At 60.9% G+C, this 26,349-nt stretch carries 22 protein-coding genes; 16 read left to right on the top strand and 6 right to left on the bottom strand.

The features are described from left to right. Positions 1 to 35: 35 nt before the first annotated feature. Together KX928_RS23150 and KX928_RS23145 are read right to left on the bottom strand one after the other, a co-directional pair. Positions 36 to 1,130, bottom strand: coding sequence for a Gfo/Idh/MocA family protein (locus KX928_RS23150; RefSeq protein WP_219507770.1), 1,095 nt, complete (start codon positions 1,128 to 1,130; stop codon positions 36 to 38). Between the two features lie 10 nt (positions 1,131 to 1,140). Further along, the gene (locus KX928_RS23145) at positions 1,141 to 1,848 is read right to left on the bottom strand and encodes a GntR family transcriptional regulator (protein ID WP_219507767.1); all 708 of its coding nucleotides are present in this window, start codon (positions 1,846 to 1,848) and stop codon (positions 1,141 to 1,143) included. Between the two features lie 100 nt (positions 1,849 to 1,948). On the opposite strand from KX928_RS23145, the gene KX928_RS23140 reads away from it, so the two are divergent. The 6 genes from KX928_RS23140 to KX928_RS23115 all read left to right on the top strand — a co-directional run bounded on the left by KX928_RS23140 (position 1,949) and on the right by KX928_RS23115 (position 7,562). Continuing rightward, on the top strand, positions 1,949 to 3,103 hold the full coding sequence (locus tag KX928_RS23140) for an LLM class flavin-dependent oxidoreductase (RefSeq protein ID WP_219507765.1): 1,155 nt from the start codon (positions 1,949 to 1,951) through the stop codon (positions 3,101 to 3,103). Next, the gene (locus KX928_RS23135) at positions 3,103 to 3,993 is read left to right on the top strand and encodes an aldo/keto reductase (protein ID WP_219507763.1); all 891 of its coding nucleotides are present in this window, start codon (positions 3,103 to 3,105) and stop codon (positions 3,991 to 3,993) included. The genes KX928_RS23140 and KX928_RS23135 overlap by 1 nt, the downstream gene beginning before the upstream one ends. Continuing rightward, positions 3,993 to 4,517, top strand: coding sequence for a flavin reductase family protein (locus KX928_RS23130; RefSeq protein ID WP_257884051.1), 525 nt, complete (start codon positions 3,993 to 3,995; stop codon positions 4,515 to 4,517). Before KX928_RS23135 ends, KX928_RS23130 begins: the two co-directional genes overlap by 1 nt. 81 nt (positions 4,518 to 4,598) lie before the next feature. Further along, a complete protein-coding gene (locus tag KX928_RS23125) occupies positions 4,599 to 5,189 on the top strand; it encodes a TRAP transporter small permease (RefSeq protein ID WP_219507761.1) in 591 nt (196 codons plus the stop codon). After that, positions 5,189 to 6,478 carry a TRAP transporter large permease gene (locus KX928_RS23120; RefSeq protein WP_219507759.1) on the top strand — a complete coding sequence of 430 codons (1,290 nt, stop codon included), beginning with the start codon at positions 5,189 to 5,191 and terminating at the stop codon, positions 6,476 to 6,478. Before KX928_RS23125 ends, KX928_RS23120 begins: the two co-directional genes overlap by 1 nt. A gap of 25 nt (positions 6,479 to 6,503) precedes the next feature. Then, positions 6,504 to 7,562 carry a TRAP transporter substrate-binding protein gene (locus KX928_RS23115; RefSeq protein WP_219507757.1) on the top strand — a complete coding sequence of 353 codons (1,059 nt, stop codon included), beginning with the start codon at positions 6,504 to 6,506 and terminating at the stop codon, positions 7,560 to 7,562. Positions 7,563 to 7,599: 37 nt separating this feature from the next. Here KX928_RS23115 and KX928_RS23110 read toward each other — a convergent pair whose 3' ends face one another. Then, positions 7,600 to 8,070: a tetratricopeptide repeat protein gene (locus tag KX928_RS23110; RefSeq protein ID WP_219507755.1), complete on the bottom strand. Its 471-nt coding sequence runs from the start codon at positions 8,068 to 8,070 to the stop codon at positions 7,600 to 7,602. 57 nt (positions 8,071 to 8,127) lie between these two features. On the opposite strand from KX928_RS23110, the gene KX928_RS23105 reads away from it, so the two are divergent. Then, positions 8,128 to 9,357 (top strand): cytochrome-c peroxidase, encoded by a 1,230-nt coding sequence (locus KX928_RS23105; protein ID WP_257884043.1) that lies wholly within the window; start codon positions 8,128 to 8,130, stop codon positions 9,355 to 9,357. A 3-nt stretch (positions 9,358 to 9,360) separates the two neighbouring features. Here the strand turns inward: KX928_RS23105 and KX928_RS23100 are convergent, their stop codons facing one another. Further along, positions 9,361 to 10,674 (bottom strand): GH1 family beta-glucosidase, encoded by a 1,314-nt coding sequence (locus KX928_RS23100; RefSeq protein WP_219507753.1) that lies wholly within the window; start codon positions 10,672 to 10,674, stop codon positions 9,361 to 9,363. 8 nt (positions 10,675 to 10,682) lie between these two features. Continuing rightward, positions 10,683 to 11,714, bottom strand: a complete 1,032-nt coding sequence (locus KX928_RS23095) for a substrate-binding domain-containing protein (RefSeq protein ID WP_219507750.1) — start codon at positions 11,712 to 11,714, stop codon at positions 10,683 to 10,685. Positions 11,715 to 11,968: 254 nt separating this feature from the next. On the opposite strand from KX928_RS23095, the gene KX928_RS23090 reads away from it, so the two are divergent. The 9 genes from KX928_RS23090 to KX928_RS23050 all read left to right on the top strand — a co-directional run bounded on the left by KX928_RS23090 (position 11,969) and on the right by KX928_RS23050 (position 23,970). After that, a complete protein-coding gene (locus KX928_RS23090) occupies positions 11,969 to 13,324 on the top strand; it encodes an ABC transporter substrate-binding protein (RefSeq protein ID WP_219507741.1) in 1,356 nt (451 codons plus the stop codon). Between the two features lie 75 nt (positions 13,325 to 13,399). Then, positions 13,400 to 14,380 (top strand): carbohydrate ABC transporter permease, encoded by a 981-nt coding sequence (locus KX928_RS23085; protein ID WP_219507733.1) that lies wholly within the window; start codon positions 13,400 to 13,402, stop codon positions 14,378 to 14,380. Positions 14,381 to 14,393: 13 nt separating this feature from the next. Then, complete coding sequence (locus KX928_RS23080) at positions 14,394 to 15,518, top strand: carbohydrate ABC transporter permease (RefSeq protein WP_219507731.1); 1,125 nt, start codon at positions 14,394 to 14,396, stop codon at positions 15,516 to 15,518. Between the two features lie 24 nt (positions 15,519 to 15,542). Then, on the top strand, positions 15,543 to 17,195 hold the full coding sequence (locus tag KX928_RS23075; RefSeq protein WP_219507890.1) for an alpha-glucosidase: 1,653 nt from the start codon (positions 15,543 to 15,545) through the stop codon (positions 17,193 to 17,195). Positions 17,196 to 17,220: 25 nt separating this feature from the next. Continuing rightward, complete coding sequence (locus KX928_RS23070) at positions 17,221 to 18,324, top strand: ABC transporter ATP-binding protein (RefSeq protein WP_219507729.1); 1,104 nt, start codon at positions 17,221 to 17,223, stop codon at positions 18,322 to 18,324. Between the two features lie 155 nt (positions 18,325 to 18,479). Next, positions 18,480 to 18,875, top strand: a complete 396-nt coding sequence (locus KX928_RS23065; RefSeq protein ID WP_219507722.1) for a DUF3307 domain-containing protein — start codon at positions 18,480 to 18,482, stop codon at positions 18,873 to 18,875. A gap of 193 nt (positions 18,876 to 19,068) precedes the next feature. Next, on the top strand, positions 19,069 to 20,442 hold the full coding sequence (locus KX928_RS23060; protein ID WP_219507720.1) for a TolC family protein: 1,374 nt from the start codon (positions 19,069 to 19,071) through the stop codon (positions 20,440 to 20,442). Next, a complete protein-coding gene (locus KX928_RS23055) occupies positions 20,439 to 22,643 on the top strand; it encodes a type I secretion system permease/ATPase (protein WP_219507718.1) in 2,205 nt (734 codons plus the stop codon). The genes KX928_RS23060 and KX928_RS23055 overlap by 4 nt, the downstream gene beginning before the upstream one ends. A gap of 4 nt (positions 22,644 to 22,647) precedes the next feature. Then, positions 22,648 to 23,970, top strand: a complete 1,323-nt coding sequence (locus KX928_RS23050; protein ID WP_219507717.1) for an HlyD family type I secretion periplasmic adaptor subunit — start codon at positions 22,648 to 22,650, stop codon at positions 23,968 to 23,970. Here KX928_RS23050 and KX928_RS23045 read toward each other — a convergent pair whose 3' ends face one another. Continuing rightward, positions 23,971 to 26,235: a CHASE2 domain-containing protein gene (locus KX928_RS23045; RefSeq protein ID WP_219507714.1), complete on the bottom strand. Its 2,265-nt coding sequence runs from the start codon at positions 26,233 to 26,235 to the stop codon at positions 23,971 to 23,973. Positions 26,236 to 26,349: the final 114 nt, after the last annotated feature.

Genomic DNA, 26,349 nt, shown 5'->3' with positions numbered 1-26,349 from the left:
GCTTTCCGCGTCGGCATTTATCGGCGAGCCGCGTGTCACAGGGCGACGGCCTGGCCTGTTTCGGCGGACCGTTGCGCCGCCATACCCATGCGAACCGCCCAAAGCCCGTCATCAAAAGACACGTCCGGCACCGGTCTCTCGCCCCGCATGACCTCCAGAAACCGCTGGTGCTGGTAGAAGGTTGAGCCGTTGTGATCCCCGGCCGCCAGCAGGGCAGGGTCGACGGGGACCTCCTGCGTTGTGGGGCGTTTCGGGGTGCGTGGGCTGATTTCCAGCACAGGTGTCGGGGCCGGCCCAAGATCAGCGGGCCAGAACCGGGTGGGGCCGGGGACAAAGGCCTCGATCTTACCCGCGGGGCCGACAGCGGAAATCACTTCCTGGTAGCGCGCGCCCTCGGCAAACATGCATAATTCGAGCATCGCCCGCGCGCCACCTTCGAAGTCCACGATGACGTAGCCATTGTCGAGAATGTCAGGTGCGCCATCGTCGTAGCTTTCGTCGAGGTGGTTCACGTCCTGCCCCGCGCTGGCCATCACGCGGACAGGATTGGTGCCGATGATCAGGCGCATCAGGTCGAAGAAATGGCAGCATTTCTCCACCAGCGTTCCGCCGGTCTGCCGGTTGAACCTGTTCCAGTTGCCGACCTTGTTCAGAAAGGGAAACCGGTGTTCCCGGATCGTCAGCATTTTCGTGCCGCCCGTGGCATTTTCTGTGTCGCGCAGCATGGCGGCGATGGGCGGCATGTATCGGTACTCCATCGCCACCCAGATCGGGGCCGGGTAGCTGGCGGCAATTTCCGTCAGGCGGGGAATGTCCTCGGGCTGCGTCAGCAGTGGTTTTTCCACCAGAAGCGGCAGGGGCCGCGTGGCGGCGATCTGTGCCATCTGGTCGGCATGGCAATGATTTGGGCTGGTGATCACCAGGCAATCCAGCGTGTCATCCGCGAGCAGTGCCTCCAGCGATATCGCGAAGCGCGCCTGCGGTGCGAGAGGGGCCGCGATCTCGCGCATGCCCGCATCCGGCTCGTAGATACCTGTCACGGCGGTGTCGGGCAGAAGGGCGATATTCTTGAGATGCTCTTGCCCCATCATGCCGCAGCCGATCAGGCCGTATCGCGTTGTCTTGGTCATTTGGATGTCCTTACTTCAGCCGCTGCACGTAGACGGCTTTGGTCGTATCGAACCACGTGCGTGAGAATTCAATGGGGTGGGGCTGGTCTGACCAGCTGAACCGCTCGATGTAGCCGCTCGTGGTGCCCGGGCTCCCGAAACCGGGCGGAGTCCAGTCGGGCAGTTTGCCGATGCTGACCCGGTCTTCGGCGCGTGTGATCCAGAAGTTCAGCCGTTTGAGGTAGGTCTGGTAAAGGGAATCAGACAGCATTTCGCTGCTCAGTTCGCCGACACTGGCATCCAGCCAGATCTCCTCCACCGCGATTGCTACATCATTCAGGTAGCGCTGCCGACGGATGCGTGTCGCACGCGGGCTGGCACCGAATTGCGGCAGGTCGGCCGACTTTTCCTGGCAGCGGGCCGACAGGATCCGCGCGGTGGGCAGGCCGCCGCCGGACATAAGCTCCAGCCGGAACATCGCGTAGACGCCCGCCGCCTTCGCCGACTTCTGAATATAGTTGCCCGACCCCTGTACGCGGCGCAGCAGGCCTTTGCTTTCCAGATCTGCCAGCGCTTTGCGCAGGGTGCCGATGGAGGTGTTCAACGATACCGCCATTTCACGCTCCGGCGGCAGGCGCTCGCCATCCAGCAGGCGGCCCGCATCTATGTCCCGGATGAGCAGTTCGCTCAGCTGGATGTACTTCGGCAGGGCGTTGGCGTTCTGCTGTGGGGGAGCCATGATCCGGAAGGCCGTGAATTAAAATTGATACACCATTGATCTACCATGTTGCGAATGCTATTCAAGAGGAAATCAACACCGTTCGTACAAAGGGAAATACATGACGATCGTGCCGGTAACCTCAGGCGATCTGGACGCGGCAGAAGTCTCTTGGTTTTCGGCGCTTTGCTCGGATGACTACCAGTTTCTTGGCGTGCCGGATGGCGATCTGCGCTCATCTTGGAAGCACTGCTCGGACATTGTCAAAACAGCCGAAGCACAGGGATTTCGCAATATCCTGTGCCCGTCATCCTACCAGGTCGGGCAGGACACGCTGAGCTTCGTGGCAGGTTGTGCGCCCATCACGTCCAAGATCAACCTGCTGGCCGCGGTGCGCTGCGGTGAAATGCAGCCGATCATGCTGGCCCGCACCATTGCCACCCTCGACCATATGCTCGAAGGCCGGTTGACGGTGAATATCATCAGTTCGGACTTTCCCGGCGAGAAGGCCGACAGCACCTATCGCTATCAACGCTCGCGCGAGGTGGTGGAGATTCTCAAGCAGGCGTGGACCCGGGATGAGATTGATCATCAGGGCGAGGTCTACCAGCTGGAAAAAGTGACCTCTGACCCGGCGCGGCCGTATCAGACAGGGGGGCCGTTGCTCTATTTCGGGGGGTATTCGCCCGCCGCGCTGGATCTGTGCGCCGAACATTGTGACGTTTACCTGATGTGGCCCGAACCCAAAGACGCAATCGCGGGCCGCATGCAAGCGGTCCACGCGCGGGCCGCCGAAAAGGGCCGGACGCTGGATTACGGGTTGCGGGTGCATATGATCGTGCGAGACACCGAGGCCGAGGCGAAGGAATACGCCGATTACATCGTCTCCAAGCTGGATGACGACTATGGCCGCAAGATCCGCGAGCGGGCGTTGGATTCCACCTCGCTTGGTGTGTCGCATCAGTCCAAGAACCGCGATATCGCGGATGAGTTCGGATACGTCGAGCCACATCTGTGGACGGGGGTTGGCCGGGCGCGCTCCGGGTGCGGCGCGGCGCTTGTCGGCTCTGCCGACCAGGTGCTGTCGGAAATCGAAGCCTACCGGAAAATGGGCATCCGGGCCTTCATCTTCTCTGGTTACCCGCATATCGACGAAGCAGAGCATTTCGGCCGTCTGGTCATGCCGCACCTTAAGACCTGCTCTCTGCCGGAAGCTTACGGACGCGTCCCCGCATCGGCGCCAAACACACCTCTGGCCGCAGGAGAACGCCGCTGATGGATCGTGTCGCCCTTTCCGAAACCATCGACTTCAGCCGCATCGTTTACGGCATGTGGCGTCTGGCGGATGATCCTGACACCTCGCCCGCCCATGTCCGCGCCAAGATTGACGCCTGTCTTGCGCAGGGCATCACGACCATGGATCAGGCCGACATCTACGGCGGTTACGCGGCCGAAGAGGTGCTGGGGGCCTGCCTCAGGCAAAGCCCCGATTTGCGTGACCAGCTGGAGATCGTGACAAAGTGCGACATCGTTGCGCCCATCGGCAAATATTCGGACAGGAGGGTAAAGTATTATGACACCTCTGCCGCACATGTTCGCGCATCGGTCGAGGCTTCTCTGACCCACATGGGGATCGAGCAGATCGACCTTTTGCTCATTCACCGTCCTGACCCGATGATGGATGCCGCCGAAACCGGTGGCGCGCTGGATGACCTGATCGGGAGCGGCAAGATCCGCGCCGCCGGTGTGTCCAACTTCCGCCCGTGGGACTGGGATTTGCTGCAATCCACCATGCAGAACCGCCTCGTGACCAATCAGATAGAGCTATCGCTGGCGGCGCGCGACAGCTTTACGAACGGTGATCTGGCGCATTTGCAGCAGCACAAGATCAGCCCGATGGCGTGGTCGCCTTTGGGCGGCGGCAGCCTGATGACGGGAAACAGCCCGGTGGCGGCGAAAATGGATGCTGTTGCGGCCATGCAGGGGGTCGATCGGGCGGCGGTGGCCGTGGCGTGGTTGCTGGCGCATCCGGCGACCATCCTGCCAGTGATGGGCACCAACACCCTGTCGCGGATCGCAACCTTCAGCGACGCGCTGACAGTCGAGATGGACCGCGAAACCTGGTTCGAACTCTATGAGGCCGCTAACGGCCAGGAGGTGCCATGATGGCCGATGGATCACGACAATTGACTCAGATGCGCCAGTTCATGCCTGGCGCCGAAACCCAGCGCCAGTTTCGCGACGCCCTTGGCCAGTTCACCACTGGTGTGACGGTGGTGACGGCGCAAACCGCGCAGGGGCCTATCGGGATGACCGCGAATTCATTCTCCAGCATTTCAATGGATCCGCCGCTGGTCATGTGGAGCCCGGCAAAATCCTCCAGCAGATACGCGCATTTCGCGGCCGCCAAGCATTTTGCGATTCACGTGATGGCCTCGGAGCACGAGGAAATCGCGATGGGTTTTGCCCGCTCCGCGCAGGCCTTCGACGGGCTGGACGTACAACTGAACGCGCAGGGTGTGCCGTTGCTGGGCGACTGTCTGGCCCGGTTCGAATGCAGCACATATCAAATTCACGACGCAGGCGATCACGCGATTGTCCTGGGCCGCGTCCTGTCAGCCGCTTCCCGGGAGGGGGAGGCGTTGATTTTTTGCCAGGGGCGTTTCAGAGCGTTTGACAAAAAGGCCTGAAAGGCCAACGAATGAAACGTGCAGGGAAAACCTGCGCGGTGCGATCCGGAATACCCGGGCGTAAGGGAGGAGGCTCCGACAATGGGAGCATTGCTGGCGGTGATGACACCGCTCCGGCTGGTCAATGAGGCCCTGCTGACGCTGGGCCGGGCTATTGGTGTGTTTGCGGTGGCCGCGATGGTCGTCGCGATCCTCATTCAGGTTTTCTACAGGTACGTTCTGAACAACGCGCTTCCGTGGCCGGACGAAGCTGCGCGGTTCTGCATGTTGTGGATGACCGGGCTGATGGCCCCCACGGCCTTCCGGCGCGGCGGTTTCGTGGCCATTGATACGCTGATCCGGTTGCTGCCGACGCGCGTTGGTGCCCTGATCAGCTTGTTGTTGCTGTTCGTCAGCCTTGGCGTTCTGGTGGTCGCGGTGGAGATCGGATGGTCGGAGGTCACTGGCTTTGCAGGGAAATTCGCGACCGCCTCGCTCTATGTGCCAACCGATTTCGCCTTCGAGAGCTGGTTGCGGGTCCCGCGCAGCTGGATGATGGCGTCCCTGCTGGTGGGCATCGTGTTGCTGATCTCGGTGAATATCGAGCTGATCCTGCGGGCGTTGGTGAGAATGATGGGGGGCGGGGATCATCTGCCCGCCATCTCCCTCGAAGAACAGGTGGGAGCTGAATAATGCTGGTCTGGTTCCTGCCGCTTTTCCTTGTGTTCCTGATGATCGGCCTGCCGGTGTTTTTCGGCCTTCTGGCCGCGCCCGGCATCCTGCTGTGGCTCAATGGTCAGGAAAATGACATCACCCTGCTGTATCGCAACCTTTACAATGGGATGGACAGCTTTCCGCTGATGGCGATCCCGTTCTTCATGCTCGCGGGCGAGCTGATGAACCGGGGCGGCATCACGATGCGCCTTGTGGAGTTTTCCCAGGCGATGATGGGCCACTTCCGCGGGGGTCTGGCGCATGTAAACATCCTGTCCTCGATGCTCTTTGCAGGGCTGTCGGGATCGGCTGTTGCGGATACCTCCGCCCTGGGGTCCATGCTGATCCCCGCGATGGAGAAGCAGGGCTACACCCGGCGGTTCGCGGCGGCCATCACGGCGGCCAGCTCGGTGATCGGTCCGATCATTCCGCCCTCCGGCATCATGATCATCTACGCCTATGTCATGGGAGAAAGCGTGGCGGCCCTGTTCCTTGCGGGGATCGTGCCGGGTGTGCTCGTGGGTCTTGGCCTGATGCTGATGGTCAAGTTCCAGGCGGATAAATACGATTTTCCGGTCGCTACCAAGAAGCACTCGTGGGGGGAACGCGGGCAGGCCAGTCTCAAAGCGTTCTTTCCGCTGATGACGCCGGTGATCATTCTGGGCGGTATTCTCGCCGGTGTCTTCACCCCGACCGAAGCCGCGGCCGTCGCTGTCGCTTACGCGCTTTTCATCGGCATCTTCGTCATGCGCACGCTCAAGCTCGGCGACCTGCCGGATGTGCTGAACCGCGCGGGCATCACCTCGGCGGTCGTGCTGCTGCTGGTGGGCGCCGCCATGGCCTTCAAGACCGTTGTCAGCCTGAGCCACGCGCCAGAGGCGATGGCAGAGTTTGTGCTGAGCCTGACGAGCAACCCGCTCATTCTGCTGTTCCTCATCAACCTGTTGCTCTTCGTGGTCGGTATGTTTCTTGATGCCGGCCCGGCGATCATCATTCTCGGTCCCATCCTTGGCCCGATCTTCGTCAGCCTCGGCGTTGACCCGATCCATTTCGCGATCATCATGAGCGTGAACCTCACCGTGGGGTTGGCGACACCGCCCATGGGCCTGGTGCTCTTTGTCGCCTCGTCGGTCTCGGGTGAGCGGGTGGAGACGATCTCCAAGGCGATCCTGCCGTTTCTCGCGGTCGAGGTGGTGGTGATTTTCCTCATTACCTATGTCCCGGCAATATCCATGACAATCCCGCGACTGACGGGCTTTGCAAATTAACTGAAATCCAAAGGGAGAAAGCTTAATGCTGAAAAAAACGCTGAAAACACTGACCGTTGCGGCCATGCTGGCCGGATCGGCGATGGCGGCGGCCGCGGCAGATTACACGATCCGCGCCACTGCCAATTCCAACGAAAACGATGAAGACTACGACGGCCTCATCGTTTTCAAGAACTACGTCGAAGCAGCCTCTAACGGCGCAATCGAAGTGGAGCTCTTTATTGGCACGCAGCTTTGCGGTAACGGCGCGGAATGCCTTCAGGGTGTGGCTGACGGCACCGTGGATGTTTATATTTCCACGTCCGGCGGGGCGTCCGGCATCTTCCCTTACGTGCAGGTGCTTGATCTGCCCTATCTGATGGCCGACGACCGCATTGCAGAAGCTGTCCTGACCGGGGATTTCACCCGCAAGCTGCGCGCCATGGCGCTGGAGGACTCCGGCGACACGATCCGCCTGATGACGATCGGCAACACCGGCGGATGGCGCAACTTTGCCAATACCAAGCGCCGCGTGGCCGAGCCTGCGGATATGGCGGGCCTGAAAATCCGCACCGTGGTTGCCGACCTGCCGCAAGAGCTTGTGAAGGCCCTTGGGGCCGCGCCGACACCGATCCCGTGGCCGGAGCTCTTCACCTCGTTCCAGACCGGCGTGGTCGAAGGGTCCAAGAACGGCATCACCGACATCATGGGGATGAAATTCCCCGACGCGGGCCTGAAGTACGTCACCCTGGACGGGCATGCCTACATGGGCGCGCTATGGTGGATGAACAACGCCAAGTTCAAGGAGATGCCGGAAGATCTGCGCCGGGTGATCGTCGATGGTTTCAGCGCGTTGCAGCAGGCGACCTTTGCCTCGCCCAAGCGTAAATCCATTGCCGCTTACGAGCAGTTCGTGGCGGAAGGTGGCGATCTTTACGTGCCGACACCCGAACAGAAAGCCGCTTTCAAGGACTCCGCGGCACCGGTTTATGACTGGTTCAAAGGCAATGTCGGGCGGGGCGAGGAAGTGTTCGACGCGCTGACCACCGCCGTGGCCGAGGCCGAAGCAGAGGTCAATGCCGCCCGGGCCGCAGACCTCAACTGATCAGGGTCGGGGCGGCATGTGTTCTGTCGCCCCGCCTTTACCGAAACGGATACATCCAGACCTTGTAGTCGGCCACCAGGACATGCGCTTTCCCGATTTCCTCAGCCGTCATTTTCTTGACAACCTCTTCAAGACTGATCGCCGCGTCGGGGTCACCGCCGATGGCCGAGAGCGTGTACCACATGTAGGCGCGCACCAGATCAGGGCTGGGCAGCCCGCGCCCGACCTCGTAGTACCAGCCGACACCGGATTGCGCGCCCGGGTGCCCCTTCATCGCCGACCGCAGGTACCATTCGAACGCCCGCTGGTCGTCGCGCGGCACCCCGAGGCCCATCGCGTACATCACACCGATCAGTTCCTCCGCGTCGGCGTTGCCGGACCGGGCCGCTGGCCACAGCGCGTCGTAAGCCTCTTCGAAACGACCCTCTTCCATCATGTCGCGCGCCGCTTCGATCTCCGCAAGGGCCGGGGTCGCAAGCATGGCGCAGGCAAAAAGTATCGCGCGCATGGGGTTGTCTTCTCCTGTTTTGCCACGGCGGTCGGGGCGGGGGATCTGCCGCCTGCCTTGACCCCGTCGGACTTCTTGCAATTCGATCAGGATCAGGCCGCGTTGGGTCATGCCCTGTTCTACGATACCATCCTGTCGGGCAACCGCAATATTGCCTGCGCGCATTGTCACCACCCCGATTTCGGCACCGGCGACGGGCTGTCGCTGGGCATCGGCGAGGGTGGCAGCGGGCTCGGCCCGGAGCGGACGCCGGGGCAGGGGGCGTCCCGGATTGCCAAACGCATTCCGCGCAACGCGCCGGGATTGTGGAACCTCGGCGCGCGTGATCTGCAGGTGATGTTTCATGACGGGCGGCTCAGCCGGTCTGAGATTTTCGGCAACGGGTTCAATTCGCCCGCCGAGGAGTGGTTGCCCGGCGGCCTGAACTCACTGCTTGCCGCGCAGGCGCTGTTCCCGCTGGTCGCCCAGTTTGAAATGGCCGGCAATCCGGGCGAGAACGAAATCATCGGCGCCGTCCATGACCGGATCGATGCGGCATGGCCGATCTTAGCAAAACGCGTGCGCACCCATCGCGACTACGGGGTCCGGTTTGTCGCGGCCTTTGACCATATCGAAACGGCGGAGCAGGTCACGATTGTCGAGATCGCCAATGCCCTTGCCGCCTTCATGGCCATTGAATGGACGAGCATTGACAGCCCGTTCGACCGCTATCTGGCGGGTGACCGGTCGGCGCTGACGGCAGAGCAGGCAGAAGGCATGAGGCTGTTTTACGGCAAGGCGGGCTGTGACAACTGCCATGCGGGATCGCTTTTGTCGGATCAGAAGTTCCATGCCCTTGGGCTACCGGCCTTCGGCCCGGGACGCACACGCATGTTTGACCCTTACGCGCGGGACGTCGGGCGGATGGGGGAAAGCAACCGGCTTGAGGACGCCTACGCTTTTCGCACCCCAATGCTGCGCAACGTGGCGCTGACGGCACCCTATGGGCACAACGGCGCTTATCCGACTTTGGAGGCGATGGTCCGGCACCATTTGGACCCGCAGGCGGCACGGCAACGCTGGCAGCCGCAGGATGCCCATTTGCCACCGGTCCCCTGGTTGGCCGCAACCGATTTCGTGATCCGGTCGGACGCGCGCGAGATGGCGCGCCAGGCACGGGCGACGCCAAGGCAACGGGTGTCACTCGACGAGGTGGAAATTGCCCGGATTATTGCCTTTCTGGAAAGCCTGACAGGGACGACGGTCAACACTACGCCCTTCGGGGTGCCGCTGTGGTTCACCCCCTGAAGCTTACCGTGCAAGCGCCTGAGCGAGGGCGTGGTAAGAGGCTTTTGGGGTGCGGGTCAGCGTGTCGAAATCCACATGGATCAGACCAAACCGCTTCTCGTAGCCCAAGGCCCATTCGTAATTGTCCATGAGCGACCAGAAGGTGTAGCCCGCCAGCGGCACACCATCGGCCATCGCCCGCCGGGCCGCACTGATATGCGCATTCAGATAATCGATGCGCGCCTGATCGGGAACGCCCACCTCATCCGGGTTCGCCATGCCGTTTTCGGTAATGTAAAGCGGCAGACCGCTGGTGTAAGTCTCATGCACCCACGTCAGGAAGTAATGCAGCCCGTCGGGGTAAATTTCCCAGCCCATCTGGGTTTTGGGCAAGGGGCCGGGGACCTCTTCGTGTGACGGCCAGGGGCCGTCATTGGGCGCGATCCGCTTGCAGGTGTAGTAGTTCAGGCCGCACCAGTCGAGAGGCTCTCCGATCAGGTCGAAATCATCCTCCCAACCTTTGGGCATATGGGGCGCGAGACCCTGCATCACATCCTCCGGGTAAGCGCCTTTGAACAGTCCGCCAAGGAAGAACCGGTTGTAATAGCCGTCATAAAGCTGCGCGGCCTGAGCCGCCTCGGGGCTGGCATCCGCAGGGTGCGCGTATTCGAAATTACAGACCGCGCCGAGGTTTTTCACTCCAAGCGCGCGCATCGCCTGAATGGCGCGTCCGTGCCCGGTCAGCACGTGATGCATCGCGTGGGCGGTAGCGCGGATGTCACGCAAGCCGGGCGCGTGGTGCCCCATGAAATGCGACAGCCATCCCACGCACCACGGCTCGTTGATCGGGGCCGCGCTGAACACCCGGTCGCCGATCCGTTCCATGATCACCGTGGTGAAATCGGCAAACCAATAGGCAATGTCGGGATTGCGCCAGCCCCCGAGGTCGGCGAGGGGCACCGGCAATTCCCAGTGATAAAGCGTGACCATCGGGTTCAGCCCCCGGGCCAGCAACCCGTCGACCAGCCGGTCGTAGAAATCCAACCCGTCCGCATTGGGCGTGCCGCGACCCTCGGGCAGCACCCGCGCCCAGCTGGTGGAAAACCGGTAGGCGTCGAGGCCCATCGCCTGCATCAGGTCGAGGTCTTCTTCCATCCGGTGGTAGTGATCACAGGCGATATCCCCGTTTTCCGCCCGCACGACATTGCCCGGCGTGGCGGCGAAAGTATCCCAATGGGTTTTGCCCGCGCCGCCGTAGCTGTGGCCTTCGATCTGGTAGCTGGACGTCGCTGCGGCGAACTGGAACCCTTGCGGAAAATCCGATCTGCTGAAATTCATGGTGTTCCTCACACAGACGACAAAAGGGGGCCGGTGGACGTGCCGATGACCAGTTCCGCATCCCACAGTTCGGTTCTCAACTCGGGCGTGGCTGAATTGATCTGCTCGATCAACATCTCCGCACAGCGCCGCCCGGCGTTGCGCACCGAGGAGCGCATCGCGGTGAATATCGGCGCGTCACAGCCGTTGGGCAGGTAGGAGATCTCGTCATCGTAACACAAGACAGAGATATCGCGCCCCATCTTGAGCCCGCGTTCTTCCAGCGCGCGCCGAATGCCCAGGGCCGGCACAATCGACGATGTGACAAGCGCGGTCGGGGGGCTGTCATTTTCCAGCAGGTCAAGCGTTGAGGTATATCCGTAGGGCTCGTTCATCTCGCCCGAGCGCATGATCGTTTCGTCCGCCGCGATACCCGCCGATCTGAGGGCGGAGAGATACCCGTCGCGGCGACGCTGCGCGAAATCCATCCGCTCCTGCCCATTGATCAGACCGATGCGGTGATGGCCGAGGTCCAGCAGATATTGGGTGCCGGTCTCGATTGCGCGGGTATTGTTCACATCCAGCCAGGAATAGGGCGTCGTCACTTCGGATGCGCGCCCGTGTACGAGAAAAGGGATATCGAGATCGGCCAAAAAGGCGATCCGCGGGTCATTGCGCGCAGGTGAATGCACGATGATACCATCCACGGCCCCCTTTTCCGCAACGCCGCGATAGGCGCTCAGCTCGTCTTCATCACGCACCACAGACAAGGACATGTTATAGCCATGGGTGGAATAGACCTCGCCCGCGCCGGCGATGAAATCCGCAAAGACGATGTTGACCATCTCGCTTTGTTTCGAAAACGGAATGATGTGTCCGATGGACATTGCACGCCCGGTCGCCAGCGTCCGTGCACGGATGTTCGGCCGGTAGTTATAGAGGCGGGCAGCATCCGCCACCCGCTTGCGGGTTGCCTCGTTGACTTCCGGATACCCGTTCAAGGCGCGGCTCACGGTCGTTTGAGACAGGTTCAGTCGTTCGGATAGTTCGCGTAAATTCATGAATGTCGATTGTCTCTGTTCGCACCTTTTGCCGGAGCAGCCTAGGCAGCGATTGGCCTCAGGTCAAAGCGGAAACACCCCGCGCATCTGGTAACCCGCGTAGCGTGTTGATTCATTTCGTGAAACCTAACCATAAGTTGACAGTTTCGCAGCCTTAGGTCACTTTTCTGCTATCCAAAGCGCTTTGAAGTGATTCTTTGCGCTCTAAATTGGGCAAGCTAGTGGTGCGTAAAACGCCACATCGGGAGGAAATGATGAACGCAAGATTTTATGCTGGTGCTGCGGCACTGGCTCTTTTCGCAGGGACTGCACACGCGGATGGGCACCAGCCATTTGCCGTGGGAGAGGGCGATTTCAACTGGGACAGCTATCAGGCTATCGCCGATGCCTATGACCTGACCGGTCAGACCGTCGAGATCACCGGCCCCTGGACCGGCAATGAAAAAGAGAAGGTCGACAAGGTCTTTTCCTATTTTACCTCCGCTACCGGCGCCACGGTGAATTATTCAGGCTCCGATAGCTTTGAGCAGGACATCGTGATCTCCGCCCGTTCAGGCTCCGCACCCAACCTTGCCGTTTTCCCGCAGCCCGGGCTCGCGGCCGATCTGGCAAGCCAGGGGTTGCTGACACCGCTGCCCGATGGCTCCGCCGACTGGATCAGGGACAATTATGCTGCCGGCCAATCCTGGGTCGATCTGGGCACCTACGCGAATGCCGAGGGTCAGGAAGACACCTACGGCCTGTTCTACCGTGTCGACGTGAAATCGCTGGTCTGGTATTCGCCCGAAGCCTTTGACGAAGCGGGCTATGACATCCCCGAAACCATGGAAGAGCTCAAGGAACTGACAGATATCATCGTGGAGGAGGGCGGCACCCCGTGGTGCATCGGTCTGGGTTCCGGTGCGGCAACCGGCTGGCCCGCAACGGACTGGGTCGAGGAGATGATGCTGCGCACGCAGCCGCCCGCCGACTATGACGCATGGGTCGCCAATGAGATGAAGTTCAATGATCCCAAAGTGATCGCCGCGATGGAAGAGTTCGGCTACTTTGCGCGTAATGACGATTATGTCGACGGTGGTGCGTCAGCCGTGGCGAACACCGACTTCCGCGACAGTCCGGCGGGCCTGTTTTCCATTCCGCCGAAATGCTACATGCACCGTCAGGCGTCCTTCATCCCGGCCTTCTTCCCCGAAGGCACGACCGTGGGTGAGGATGTAGATTTCTTCTACTTCCCGGCCTATGCGGAAAAAGATCTCGGGAAACCGGTGCTGGGGGCGGGCACGCTTTTTGCCATCACCAACCCGTCGGAAGCGACAAATGCGTTCATCGAGTTCCTGAAGGCGCCGATTTCGCATGAGCTGTGGATGGCGCAGGGTGGCTTCCTGACGCCGCATGCGGGTGTCAATACCGCGACCTATATCGAGGATAGCCTGCGCGCGCAGGGCGACATTCTGCTGAACGCCACCACCTTCCGGTTCGACGCATCAGACCTGATGCCGGGAGAGATCGGGGCCGGGGCGTTCTGGACAGGTATGGTCGATTACACCACCGGTGCCGATGCTGCGGACGTGGCCAAGGGCATTCAGGACCGCTGGGACGCGATCCAATAGTCTGACATCCGGCAGACCGGGCAAATGCTCCGGTCTGCCTGACACAATCATCGCGTTTCGGGGGAGGAATTTGCCATGTCACCACTGGTTCAGGGCATCATAACGGTCATTATTGGCGTTGGTGGCTGCGTTGGGTATTTTTTCCTGTCCAACCTGATCCTCGACAAGGTCATTTTTCCGGCGCGCGGCGACAATCCGGGGATCAACATCAACCGCGCCAATCTGGTGCGCCCATGGTTGTTCCTGTTCCCGGCGATGGCCGCCTTGGGGCTTTATCTGGTCTACCCGGTTGTCGGCTCGTTCTGGCGGTCGCTGTACAACCGGTCCGGCGATGAGTTCATCGGCTTTGGCAATTACACCACGATGTTCTCGGATGACGGGTTCCAGACCGCGCTGTTCAACAACTTCCTTTGGGTGCTGGTGGTGCCCGCTTCGGCCACCTTCTTTGGCCTGCTGGTGGCGCAGCTGACCGACCGGCTCAAATGGGGCAATATCGCCAAGTCGCTCATTTTCATGCCGATGGCGATTTCCTTCGTCGGGGCCTCGCTGATCTGGAAATTCGTCTACGCCAACAACGCGGATATCGGGCTGATCAACGCCATTCGCGACTTCTTTGGCGCATCGGAGCCGCTCGACGTGCTCCAGCTGCGGTTCTGGAACAATTTCTTCCTGATGTTCATCCTGGTCTGGATCCAGACCGGCTTTGCCATGGTGATCCTCTCGGCGGCGCTGCGCGGCATTCCGGAAGAGACCATCGAAGCCGCGATCATCGACGGCGCGAACCCTTTCCAGGTCTTTTTCAAGATCAAGGTGCCGCAGATCATGGGTACCATCGTGGTGGTCTGGACGACGATCACCATTCTCGTGCTCAAGGTTTTCGACATCGTCTACACGATGACCGGGGGCAATTTCGGTACTGAAATCCTGCCCAGTTACATGATGTCCTACATGTTCCGCGACGACGGGCGCGCCACCGCGGTGGCCTTCGTGATCATGATCATCGTCTTGCCGGTGATGGTCTGGAACATCCGCCAAGCCCGCGCTGAAATGCGCTGAGAGGAGAGAGATCATGGAAAATATCGCAGGTACAAAATCTTCTCTGAGCTGGGTCGTGAACATCTCGGTCATTCTGCTGGTGGTGATCTGGCTGATCCCCACGGTCGGGCTTTTGGTGTCGTCGTTCCGGGACCGGGACCAGATCTCGGCGTCCGGGTGGTGGCTGTCTCCCTTCGCGGTGGAGCAGAACTTCCAGGCAAAGATCCCGGCGGCGGATGTGCGGCAGGATGGCGATTTCTTTGTCATCGAGGGCAATATCTTCTCGGGCGGTGAGGGCGAAGTCATCCGCTTCGGCGGCGCGCGGTCCAACCCCACGGCAAATGCTGCGGGAGAAACGGCGGAGCTGACCCGCGACCGCAGCCTGACCCTTCAGGCAAACGGCGATTTCGTGTACCGCTCGCCCAGGGAAATCAAGCGAGACCCGAGTGTCTATTATTCGACGGCAACGCCGCCTGAATTCTCGATGGACAACTATGAAACCATCATGTTTTCCAACAACATGGACATCGCCTTCATCAACACGCTGACGGTGACGATCCCGGCGACGATCATCCCGATCCTGATTGCGGCCTTTGCTGCCTACGCCCTCGCGTGGATGGATTTCGCCGGACGCGGGCTGCTCATCGCCATGGTGGTTGGATTGCTGGTGGTCCCCTTGCAATTGGCGCTGGTGCCGCTCTTGCAGTTCCACAACAAGATCGGGATCGGGCAGAGTTTCCTCGGCATCTGGATGGCGCATACCGGGTTTGGTTTACCGCTCGCGATATACCTGTTGCGCAACTACATGGTGGGCCTGCCGCGCGACATCATCGAGAGCGCCAAGGTCGACGGGGCCACGGATTTTCAGGTTTTCACAAAGATCGTGCTGCCGTTGAGCTTCCCGGCGCTGGCCTCCTTTGCGATCTTCCAGTTCCTCTGGACGTGGAACGATCTGCTGGTGGCCAAGGTCTTCCTGCCGTCGAATTCCGAAAGCTGGGTGATGACCGTCAAGATCGCCGACGACCTGCTGGGTTCGCGCGGCGGGGACTGGGGTATTCTGGCGGCCGCCGCCTTTATCTCCATCGCGGTGCCACTGATCGTTTTCTTCACAATGCAACGTTATCTCGTGCGCGGTCTGCTGGCCGGGTCCGTTAAATAGAGAAAGCCTCGTTCCATGACAAAAATGGACGCTATCGACATGCACAAACCCTATGACACCACGGATAAGGACTGGTGGCGCGGCGCGGTGATCTACCAGATTTATCCGCGCAGCTTCCAGGACAGCAACGGGGACGGGATCGGTGACCTGATCGGTATTTCACAGCGCATGGGCTATATTGCGTCGCTGGGCGTGGATGCGATCTGGATCTCGCCCTTCTTCACCTCGCCGATGAAGGATTTCGGCTATGACGTCAGTGACTATTGCGACGTCGACCCGATGTTCGGCACCCTGGCGGATTTCGATGTGGTGGTGGAAGCCGCGCATCAGCACGGGCTGAAGGTGATGATCGACCTGGTGTTGAGCCATACATCCGACCAGCACCCGTGGTTTCAGGAAAGCAAGAGCGGACGCACCAACCCGAAATCAGACTGGTATGTTTGGTCGGATCCGAAACCCGATGGCACGCCGCCCAACAACTGGCTGTCGATCTTCGGCGGGCCGGCCTGGCAATGGGACGCAGGCCGTGAACAATACTATCTGCACAACTTCCTTGTCGAGCAGCCCGACCTGAATTTCCATAACGACGACGTGCAGGATGCGATTCTCGCCACCACCCGCTTCTGGCTGGACCGGGGGGTTGACGGGTTCCGGCTGGACACCATCAATTTCTACTACGCCGACAAGGAGCTTCGCGACAATCCCGCCCTGCCGCCGGAACGGCGCAACGCCAACATCGCGCCGTCGGTGAACCCGTATAACCATCAGGAACACCTCTATTCCAAGAACCAGCCGGAAAACATCGGGTTTCTGAAACGCTTTCGCGCGCTTCTGGACGAGTATCCGGCATCCTCCTGCGTGGGCGAGGTGGGGGACGCGCAGCGCGGTCTGGAACTGCTGGGCCAGTACACCAGCGGGCCAGAGATGGTGCATATGTGCTACGCCTTTGAGTTCCTCGCCAAGACCAAGCTTGATGCGACGCGCGTCGCGCAGGTTTTCGAAGAACTGGACCGGGTGGCCAAGGATGGCTGGCCGTGCTGGGCCTTCTCCAACCACGACGTGCAACGCCACGCATCCCGGTGGGATCTGACCCCTCAGGCACAGCGCCTGTTTGCGACGATGATCATGTGTCTGCGCGGTTCGGTCTGCATGTATCAGGGCGAGGAACTGGGCCTGCCCGAAGCCGATGTGGCCTTTGAAGATCTGCAGGACCCTTACGGCATTGCCTTCTGGCCGGAGTTCAAGGGGCGCGACGGTTGCCGGACCCCCATGGTATGGGAACCTTCCAACCAGAACGGCGGTTTCTCTGACGGATTTCCGTGGTTGCCGGTCAGCCATGATCATCTCAACCGCTCCGTCAAGGCGCAGGAAGAGGAACCCAGCGCCATCCTGCATCACTACCGGCGGGCCATCGCCTTTCGGAAAGAATACCCCGCCTTGGTCAAGGGCGACCACGGTGGTGTTTTTGCGCATGGCGACGTGCTGGAATTCACACGTGAATATCAGGGGCAAACGCTGTTCTGCGCATTCAACCTGTCCGATACACCCTCGCTGCACGGCATGCCCGCGGGCGATTGGGTCACCATCGGGCATGAACTGGGCGGCGCCACGCCATCGCCGGACTACAAACTACATCTCGGGCCGTGGCAGGCCTGCCTTGCTTTGAAACAAGAATAACCCGCGTCTTGGGAGGGACACTGAAATGGCCAATCTGAATCTGACCGATGTGGGAAAATCCTATGGTGGCAGCGTCGAGGTGCTCAAAGACATCAATCTCGACATCGAGACCGGAGAACTGATTGTATTTGTCGGCCCCTCCGGCTGTGGCAAATCGACCCTGTTGCGCATGATTGCAGGGCTCGAAAAGATCACCGGTGGCGAACTGCTGATCGATGGGCAACGGATGAATGACGTGCCTCCCGCGCAGCGGGGCATCGCGATGGTGTTTCAGTCCTACGCGCTTTATCCGCATATGACCGTGCGCGACAACATGGCCTTTGCGCTCAAGCTGGCAAAGAAATCGGCGTCCGAGATTGATGAGGCCGTCAGCCGTGCGGCCAAGGTTCTGCAACTGGATGAATACCTCGACCGGCTGCCCAAAGCCCTGTCGGGCGGCCAGCGTCAGCGGGTGGCGATTGGCCGGTCGATCGTGCGTGACCCCAAGGTGTACCTCTTCGATGAGCCCCTTTCAAACCTCGATGCGTCGTTGCGCGTTGCCACGCGAATCGAAATTGCGCAGCTCAAAGAAAGCATGCCGAATTCGACGATGATCTACGTAACCCATGACCAGGTCGAAGCGATGACCCTGGCCAGCCGGATCGTGGTTCTGGCAAACAAGGGCATTGCGCAGGTCGGCACCCCTCTGGAGCTCTACGAGCGACCCGAGAACGAATTCGTGGCCCAATTCATCGGCTCTCCGGCGATGAACCTGCTGGCGGGGGAAATTGTCGAGACGGGCCAGACGACGAAAGTCAGAACCGACAGCGGCTCCGGGACCATCGTTGCCAACATCCCGACGCGCGACAGCGACAGGGGACAGAAAGTCAACGTCGGGATCCGCCCCGAAGACATGGTGACTGCCGAAACGGAAAACTATGCTTTTGCCGGGACGGTGGAAATTACAGAGGCGCTTGGCGAAGTCACACAGCTATATTTTGCGCAGTCGAATTCTGAAAGTGCGGCAATTATCGCAAAACTCCCCGGTATTCACACCGGTGTCCGTGGTAAAGAACTCAGGATGACGGCAGATCCGTCCAAAGTGCATCTTTTCGCCAACGGCCACTCGCTGTTGTACCGCGACGGATGACTTCGTAGTATGGTCAGTTAGCCATATTGGGTCCTTTCTGACCCGGGGTCTGGGGTTATTGGTGTGCTTTCGGTTCATTTTCGGCCGAAAGCTGGATTTACAGATCCACCTTTGTGGCATTAATCTATGCGCGTTTGGGGGGAAAGGATAAGGTTTTGGTTGCGAGTTACAGCACACTTTTGATCCTGCTGTGTCTTTTTCAAATTAAACACATGCTGGCAGACTATTTTCTGCAGACAAAGATCATGCTGGATGGCCGAGATCAGTATTTGCATCTCGGGCGGTTTTTACACGCCGGGGTTCATGCGCTCGGGTCACTGATTGCGTTTTTGCTGCTGGGCACACCGATCGGGTTCATCCTGCCCGTGGTTCTGTTGGAATGGGCGGTTCATTTCCACATCGACTGGTGGAAGGGGCGGCACACTGCCGACCAGCAACTGACCCCTGCGGATGCGGCCTACTGGCGGGCATCAGGGGTCGATCAGGCGTTGCATCAATTGACCTACGTCGGAATGATCTGGCTTTGGCTGATGGCCACCCAGACCGGTTGACCCGGGCCGTGCCTGCCTAGTCAGGGTGCCTGTGAGCGCTCATCGGATGAGCAGGGCCATCTGCCCGGCGTGCAGGACAGAGCGCACAGCCCCCACCTCGCTAAATATCTTGCCAATTGGATTTTTGATTAAAGTTGGTTAACGTAAGGTCATTGAATTTATGATTTTTGACTGAAGACTGCGGGGGAAAAGCTTGAAACTATTGCTTAAACTGCTTTGCGCGAAAGTGATCCCGGTAATTGTCGCCTGCAGCGCTTCCGCGGAGAGCCTGCCCGAGGCCGTGCGCTTTGCAGTCACCACGAACCCGGCCATCAAGGCGTCGCAGGCAGAGATGCGCGCCTCCGCCTTCGAGCTTCTCCAGCTCAGAGGGGAGTACGAGCCGCAGTTGATCCTTTCGGGCGAAACCGGGTGGCAAAGGGTGGATGATCCAAATTCGCTGTCGGTGGAGGACAACGACAGCACCAAGCCGCGCAATCAACTGGGATTGCGTGCGGAGGTGGTTCTGTTTGACGGATTCCGGCGGTCCAACCTCGTCTACGCCAATGCGGCGCGTGTCGATGGCAGCATTTTCCGCCTGCTCGACGCCTCCGAAACCATGGCCCTGAATGCGACAGAGGCATATATCGACGTCTACCGGCATCGCACGCTAATGACAGTCGCGCGGCGCAACGTGGCAAAGCACGTTGAAATCGGTCGGCGCGTGCGGGACCTGGTGCAGGGCGGGCGGCTGCCCTACAGCGATGAGCTGACCATTGACGACCGCATTCGGTCGGCGCGGCTGGCCCAGTTGGAGGTTGAACGCGCATTGCGCGACGCCAATGCGCGCTATGCCCGCGTGATCGGGCGGGCACCGTCCGGTGGCATGAGCATTCCGCTGGCACCGCCGCCACAATCGTTGAGCAGCCTGACGCAAAATGCGGTGACCAACAGCTACCGGGTTCAGTTTGCCCGGACACAGATTGATCAGACGCGGTTCCAGTCCGAGGTCGCACTGTCCACCAGGTATCCTCGGCTGACTTTGAACGCCGGCGTCGTGCGGGACATCAATCGCAATGGGGTCTCGGGCACGCGGTCGGATGAAACCATCGGGGTCGGGCTGCGGTGGACCTTGTATCAGGGCGGCCGACAGGCCGAGCGCCGCGCGCTGGCCGAACAGAACAGCCGCGCCATGGCGCAGCAGGCGGTGGCTGTGCGCAACGTGCAGGAGCTGGCCTCCCGCACGTGGAATTCCTACCGCACCAACGCCGAACGTGCCGCCCAGTTGAACGATCAGCTGCGTATCAACCGATTGATTGTCGAGGTCTACGGCGACGAATTCGAAGCCGCCAAGCGCACATTGCTGGATTTGCTGGAAGTGGAGCGCGCGCGTTTCAACGTCGAATTCGAGGCCGTGGGCGCTCAGGCGGGCCTTGCGTTCAGCACCTACCGTGCCCTGGCCGCACAAAGCCTGCTCGCGGCGCATTTCGGACTGGCGAAAAGTGACCTCGCGCTGCAACCGCAGTTCCAGGCGCGGGTCAAGGAGAACCCGACGGCCATTTTCAACGTGAACATCGAGCCACTGAAATGAGCGTTCATGACGGCACGGCCGCTGCGGCAGTGTCGATGGGGCAGGCAACGGCGTCGACAGCGGGCCGCGACGCGGACGACCCGCGACTGGCGCTGATCAAATGGCTGGCGGCGCATTTCGCAAGACCGTTCTCCGCAGCCGCGATCAACGCACGACTGCCGCAGGATGCCCGTTTTTCCGATCCGCAGGATCTGTCGCGGGCGCTTGCCACGATTGGCCTGAAGTCACGGCTGGTGCTGCGCGATCCTGACGCGATAGACGCAATTGCCCTGCCGTTCATCGCCTTTCGCCCCTCGGGTGGTCCGCTTGTCATCACCGGGTTCGGCAAGCGCGGGAAATCGGTTCAGACGCTTGATCCCGCGCGGGCTGAGTTGACGAAGGAAGTGCCGCTGCGACAGTTGCGGCGCGAAATCGGCCCGGAGCTGATGCTGGTCACACCTGCCGAGGACGGCACGCAGACAATGCTGTCACCGGATGTCATCGCGCATCAGGAACACAAAGGGCATTGGTTCTGGACCCCGGTGCGCGCCAACTGGGGCAACTGGGCGCAGATTCTGGTCGCCGCTCTCTTGCTGAACCTGATGTCTCTGGCCTTGCCGCTTTTCGTGATGAACGTCTACGACAAGGTCATTCCCAACCTTGCTTATGTGACCCTGTGGACGCTTGCAATCGGGGTCGGTATCGCGCTGTTGCTGGACCTGGTACTGCGCACGATCCGCGCCAACGTTCTGGAAAACATTGGCAGACGGGTTGACGTCAAGGTGGCCGCGTCGCTGTTCCGGCAGGCGATGAATGCACGGTTGTTGCACCGTCCGGGCGGGGCAGCGGGGATCGCCAGCACGATCCGGGATTTCGAGGTTGTGCGGGAATTCTTTGCCTCCGCATCCTTCGTCGCCGTCATCGATGTCTTGTTCATCGGTATCTTTGTGGGCGCATTGTTTTTCATCGTCGGGCCGATTGCCCTTGTGCCACTCGGCGCGGTGCCGGTAGTGCTGTTGATTGCCATTTTTGCTCAGCTACCGATCAGCCGCAGTGCGACGCGCGCGCAACAGATGGCGACCAAACGGCACGTGGTGCTGATCGAGGCGCTGTCGGGGGTCGAAACGATCAAGAGCCTGAATGCGGAGCCGGCCATGCAGCGGGAGTGGGAAAATGCCGTTGCGGCGTCGTCGCAGATCAACGGACGCACCAAGTTCTGGTCCAACGTGGCTGCCAACGGCACGATGCTGGTTCAGCAGGCAGTCTCCGTTCTGATCATCGTCTGGGGCGTGTTTCTGGTGGCGGAAGGGGCGATCACCATTGGTGGCCTGATTGCCGCCAACATACTGGCCGGTCGTGTCCTTGCCCCGCTGGGCACTATCGCCCAGACGATTTTCCGGGCGCATTACGCGCTGAAATCATTAGCGGCCCTCAACCGGTTCATGGCTTTGCCGGTGGATCATGCGCCCTCGCTCAAAAGCGACGCCCATATCACCCAAGGCGCCATTCTGGTTGATGCCGTGTCCCTGCGCTTTCCCGACAGCCAGCAACCGGCGCTGGACGGGCTGAGCTTTGCGGTGGGTGCCGGCGAATGTGTCGCCTTTCTGGGGCGTGTCGGATCCGGCAAGACGACAACCGGTAAACTGCTGGCAGGGTTGCTGCACCCCGACAGCGGCACCGTCCTGATCGATGGGATTGCGCAGGCACAATATGACCCGGCTGAATTGCGCCGGGGCATCGGCTACCTGCCGCAGACGCCGGAGCTGTTTACCGGGACCCTGCGCGAAAACCTCGTGATCGGCAACCAGACCGCCAGCGACGCGGAGATTGCCCGCGCGCTGTACTTCGCGGCGATGGACGACTTTCTGGCCGAGGCGCAGGAAGGGCTCGACATGTTCATTGGCGAGCAGGGCAAACATCTCTCCGGGGGGCAGCGTCAGGGCGTGGCCCTGGCGCGATTGCTGTTGCGGCAGCCAAGGATGCTGTTTCTGGATGAGCCGACAAATGCCATGGACCAGCGCATGCAGGCGCAGATCACCAGCCGGTTGCAGGAGCTGAATCAAAGCGGCACGGGGTTGATGATCTGCACGCATCGCCAGTCGCTTGCCGCCATGGCGCAGCGCCTGATTGTCATGGATCAGGGGCGCGTGGTGCTTGACGGTCCGCGCGAAGATGTTCTGACGAAACTGCGCGCCATGGGTGCTGCGCGCGCGAAAGGGTAAAAGGATGTTCGGCAACCGGATCGAAGACGAATTTGCCAACAACATCGGCGGCGCATCCGCGGCGGTAAGAGACCGGGGGCCATGGCGCTTACTGGTGGTCATCGCGCTGGGGGTTGCGGCGTTCGGCATCTGGGCCGCAACGTACAGAATTGAAGAGACCGCCCGCGCATCGGGCCGCGTAATCCCTTCGCAGCAGGTTCAGGTCGTTCAAAGCCTCGAGGGCGGGATCGTGCGCAGCCTCGCCGTTCGGGAAGGCGACATCGTGGAACCGGGCGATGTGTTGATGCAGATCGACGATACCCGGTTTGATGCCGAACGCGGCGAGTTGCTGGAACGCGAAGCGGCCATTCTGGCCGAGACCACGCGGTTGGAGGCCGAGGCCCGTTTTGCTGCCGATCTGGCCTATCCCGCGCTTCTTGAGGCGCGCGCGCCCTTGGCTGTCGCCGCGGAGAAGGAAGTCTTTCTGTCCCGCCGCGATCAGCTGAAGCGCGAGCTTCAGGTGTTGGAGGCGCAACTGTTGCAACGGCGCAGCGAACTGGACGAGGTGAAAGCACTGCGGGACCGCACAGAGGCCATCATCGCGCCGCTGCGAGAGGAAATCGCCTTGACCCAGGGCATGTTCGACCGGGGGCTGGTGCCCCAGATCGAGCTTTTGCGCCTGCAGTCGCGGTTTGCGGAACTGACAGGGGATATCGCCGTGAGCAAGGCCAGTGAGCCACGGCTGCGGGCGGCGATCGTGGAAGCAGAGAACCAGATCGACGCGGCGCGCTCTGCCTATGTTCTGACGGCGCGGCAGCGTCTGGCCAAGCTGCAGCTGGATCTTGCCGTGGTGCAGGAGACGCTGCGCAGCGCCAATGATCGCGTGACGCGGGCACAGTTGCGCGCGCCGGTGCGCGGAACGATCAACCGGCTGAACACCACGACGCTCGGGGCCGTTGTGCAACCCGGTGAACCGCTGGTCGAGATCGTCCCCATAGACGACAGCCTGTTGATCGAGGCGGACCTCGGGCCGCGCGACATTGCCTTCGTCAGCACCGGTGAACAGGCGTCTGTCAAGATTTCGGCCTATGACTACCTGGTGTACGGCGATCTGAAGGGCGAGGTCGTGCGCATTGGCGCGGATACGATTGCAAAGGAAGATGGCACGGAGTTCTTCCGCGTCATCGTACGCACGGACAAGTCCTACCTCGGCACGCCTGAAAACCCGCTGCCCATTACCGCTGGCATGATCGCGTCGGTGGATATTCAGACCGGCGAGAAAACAGTTCTGTCCTATCTTGCCAAACCCATTCTGCGCGCCCGGGCAGAGGCTCTGCGTGAACGTTAGCTACTTTTTGGTCGAGGCGAAGACGCCATCCCAATCCTCTGGTGGCGCTGCGGCGCGCAGGTCGGCGATCCGTCCGCGATACATGTCCAGATAGTCCTTCAGCCCCAGCCTGAGCGCGGTGACGTGCTGCGAGACCTCGCTCAGCAGGGCCTCTGCCGTGTCCCACTGCCGGCTTCGATAGGCTGCAAGCATCGCGGTATTGGTGTCACACAGCGACTGAAACTCCGGATCCTGACGAAGCGTTTCGTCCCCCAGCAGGGCGAATATGGTTTCCGGCACTTCCTTGCCCACGACACGCACCCGGTCCAATTCCATGACGGCGAAGTCGCTGCCAACCTCGCGGGCCGTGGCCTGGCCCAGGATGATTGCGGCCCCGTAGTACCGCGACTGGCCTTCCAGCCGCGACGCCACATTCACCGGGTCGCCCAGGGCGGTGTAGTCGAACCGCGTGTCGCTGCCCATATTGCCGACGACGCACTGGCCGGTATTGATGCCGATGCCGACGTTGATCCGATGCGTCTTGACCCGCGGCATTCCGGCCTTTCTCTTTTGACCCTGCCGTGCTTTGCGCAGCCGCGCGGCTTCACGCAGTCTTTTCGCGTTGAAGGCTTTCACGTCCCTGATCATCTGCAAGGCCGCGCGGCAGGCGGCGCGCGCATGGTCCTCATTGTCCAGCGGGGCATTCCAGAAGGCCATGACCGCATCACCCATGAACTTGTCGATGGTGCCCTTGTGATGCATGATCGCGTTCGACAGGATGGTGAGGAACTGGTTCATCAGCAGCGTCAGCGCCTCGGGATCATCCCGGAACTCTTCGGCGATGGCGGTGAACCCGCGCACGTCACTGAAGAGCAGCGTAAGATCGCGCGACTCGCCGCCCAGCGTCAGCTTCCCCTGGTTCCGGCTCAGCTGATCCACCAGATCGGGCGAGACATACTGCCCGAAGGCGCTGCGGATCTCGCGGCGCTGTCTTTCCTCGCGCAGGTAGTTCACGGTCGAGATCAGCATGACAGCCGTTGTGGTGGCGACGATCGGAAATGAGGGGTCCAGCAGGACGCGCTTGTCGACAAACAGGTAGTAAGATGCGCCGACGTAGCCTGCCAGAAGGACTAGCGAGGATGAAATCAGCACCCGTGCGGAGAGGCTGGGCGCAAAGATGATCACCAGAGCACACAAGACAAACGTCGTGACCAATTCGATGGCGATGGTGTAGTTGGGCCGCACCAGAAGTGTTTTCGCCATAATGTTTTCCAGAACCTGCGCATGGACTTCGACGCCGGCCATGGCGACCCCCAGGGGTGTGGCGCGAAAATCCTCCAGACCAATGGCCGAGGTCCCGACAAGCACCAGGTGACCGGCCAGCCGCCCGACGGGCACCCGGTCTTTCAACAGATCCGCGGCAGAGACATAGCGGGCACGTAACGAGGGGGTCAGATAGGGCCAGACGGTGCCGTCATGCGCGGTGGGAATGAGCTGCCGGGCCAGTACGATGCCTTCGATCCCGGCCTCGTTGGTGCGCACGGCAAAGGATTCACCGCCCGTTGCGACGCGCAAAAGCTCCGGAGTCAGACCCAACCTGATCTGACCCTGAACACTCATCACCAGGGGCACACGGCGGTATACGCCGTCGGGATCCGGACGCGCGTTGAACATACCGCGCCCGGCGGCAGTGGCCTCCAGCTCGGGAAGGTTCTGCAGAATATCGGGAAAGTGCATCAGGTAGGGCATCGGGCTGGGTCCGATCAGCGCGTGTGCCGCCTTGGCCATCTCGCGCTTTTCGACCCTGTTGCCGGCGGTGGTGCGCACGCTTGACTGGCCAACGATCACCCGTGACCGGGCGAAGGCCTCTGCCAGCAGCGTGTCATTATCGGGCAGGGCGGCGAGCTGCGCCGCAAGACTTGGGGGCATATCGGGATTGTCCTGCGCGATTTGCCCCGGCGACAGGCGGTCCGGCTCTGAAAAGATAATATCGAACCCAATGGCGACAGCGCCCTGCGCCGTCGCACGCTCCACCAGTTCCGCCATCCGTTTGCGCGGCCACGGCCATTGGCCGATCTCTTCGATACTGCTGTCATCCACGTCGAGAATGGCAACGGGCAGTCGCGTGAACTCGCGCGGTTTGGACTGATGGTAGAAGTCGAAGGACGCGTTGCGTAAAGTCTTGATCGGCTGCGGGTCCCCGACGCGAATAAGGATGCCGCACAGCAGACCGAAAAATGCGAGCACCCGCACCCATCCGATCCACTTCGCAAACCATTGCTTCATTCCGGTTGTCACCTGATCGCTGGCATGACCCTGCGTGGAAATACGCAGCGACAACCGAAATTTCCGGTTGTTGAACCCATACTGACCGAATCGGACCCTGGATCAAGTCGCCAG

Origin of the sequence: Roseobacter insulae, assembly GCF_019375555.1 — a bacterium.
Classification (GTDB): Bacteria; Pseudomonadota; Alphaproteobacteria; order Rhodobacterales; family Rhodobacteraceae; genus Roseobacter; species Roseobacter insulae.
This window is presented reverse-complemented; position numbering and strand designations above follow the sequence as displayed.

What these genes read in the sequence shown, in the direction of transcription:
- KX928_RS23150 (WP_219507770.1), bottom strand. Translation starts at nt 1,130, where the DNA reads ATGACCAAGACAACGCGATACGGCCTGATCGGCTGCGGCATGATGGGG.
- KX928_RS23145 (WP_219507767.1), bottom strand. Translation starts at nt 1,848, where the DNA reads ATGGCTCCCCCACAGCAGAACGCCAACGCCCTGCCGAAGTACATCCAG.
- KX928_RS23140 (WP_219507765.1), top strand. Translation starts at nt 1,949, where the DNA reads ATGACGATCGTGCCGGTAACCTCAGGCGATCTGGACGCGGCAGAAGTC.
- KX928_RS23135 (WP_219507763.1), top strand. Translation starts at nt 3,103, where the DNA reads ATGGATCGTGTCGCCCTTTCCGAAACCATCGACTTCAGCCGCATCGTT.
- KX928_RS23130 (WP_257884051.1), top strand. Translation starts at nt 3,993, where the DNA reads ATGGCCGATGGATCACGACAATTGACTCAGATGCGCCAGTTCATGCCT.
- KX928_RS23125 (WP_219507761.1), top strand. Translation starts at nt 4,599, where the DNA reads ATGGGAGCATTGCTGGCGGTGATGACACCGCTCCGGCTGGTCAATGAG.
- KX928_RS23120 (WP_219507759.1), top strand. Translation starts at nt 5,189, where the DNA reads ATGCTGGTCTGGTTCCTGCCGCTTTTCCTTGTGTTCCTGATGATCGGC.
- KX928_RS23115 (WP_219507757.1), top strand. Translation starts at nt 6,504, where the DNA reads ATGCTGAAAAAAACGCTGAAAACACTGACCGTTGCGGCCATGCTGGCC.
- KX928_RS23110 (WP_219507755.1), bottom strand. Translation starts at nt 8,070, where the DNA reads ATGCGCGCGATACTTTTTGCCTGCGCCATGCTTGCGACCCCGGCCCTT.
- KX928_RS23100 (WP_219507753.1), bottom strand. Translation starts at nt 10,674, where the DNA reads ATGAATTTCAGCAGATCGGATTTTCCGCAAGGGTTCCAGTTCGCCGCA.
- KX928_RS23095 (WP_219507750.1), bottom strand. Translation starts at nt 11,714, where the DNA reads ATGAATTTACGCGAACTATCCGAACGACTGAACCTGTCTCAAACGACC.
- KX928_RS23090 (WP_219507741.1), top strand. Translation starts at nt 11,969, where the DNA reads ATGAACGCAAGATTTTATGCTGGTGCTGCGGCACTGGCTCTTTTCGCA.
- KX928_RS23085 (WP_219507733.1), top strand. Translation starts at nt 13,400, where the DNA reads ATGTCACCACTGGTTCAGGGCATCATAACGGTCATTATTGGCGTTGGT.
- KX928_RS23080 (WP_219507731.1), top strand. Translation starts at nt 14,394, where the DNA reads ATGGAAAATATCGCAGGTACAAAATCTTCTCTGAGCTGGGTCGTGAAC.
- KX928_RS23075 (WP_219507890.1), top strand. Translation starts at nt 15,543, where the DNA reads ATGGACGCTATCGACATGCACAAACCCTATGACACCACGGATAAGGAC.
- KX928_RS23070 (WP_219507729.1), top strand. Translation starts at nt 17,221, where the DNA reads ATGGCCAATCTGAATCTGACCGATGTGGGAAAATCCTATGGTGGCAGC.
- KX928_RS23055 (WP_219507718.1), top strand. Translation starts at nt 20,439, where the DNA reads ATGAGCGTTCATGACGGCACGGCCGCTGCGGCAGTGTCGATGGGGCAG.
- KX928_RS23050 (WP_219507717.1), top strand. Translation starts at nt 22,648, where the DNA reads ATGTTCGGCAACCGGATCGAAGACGAATTTGCCAACAACATCGGCGGC.
- KX928_RS23045 (WP_219507714.1), bottom strand. Translation starts at nt 26,235, where the DNA reads ATGAAGCAATGGTTTGCGAAGTGGATCGGATGGGTGCGGGTGCTCGCA.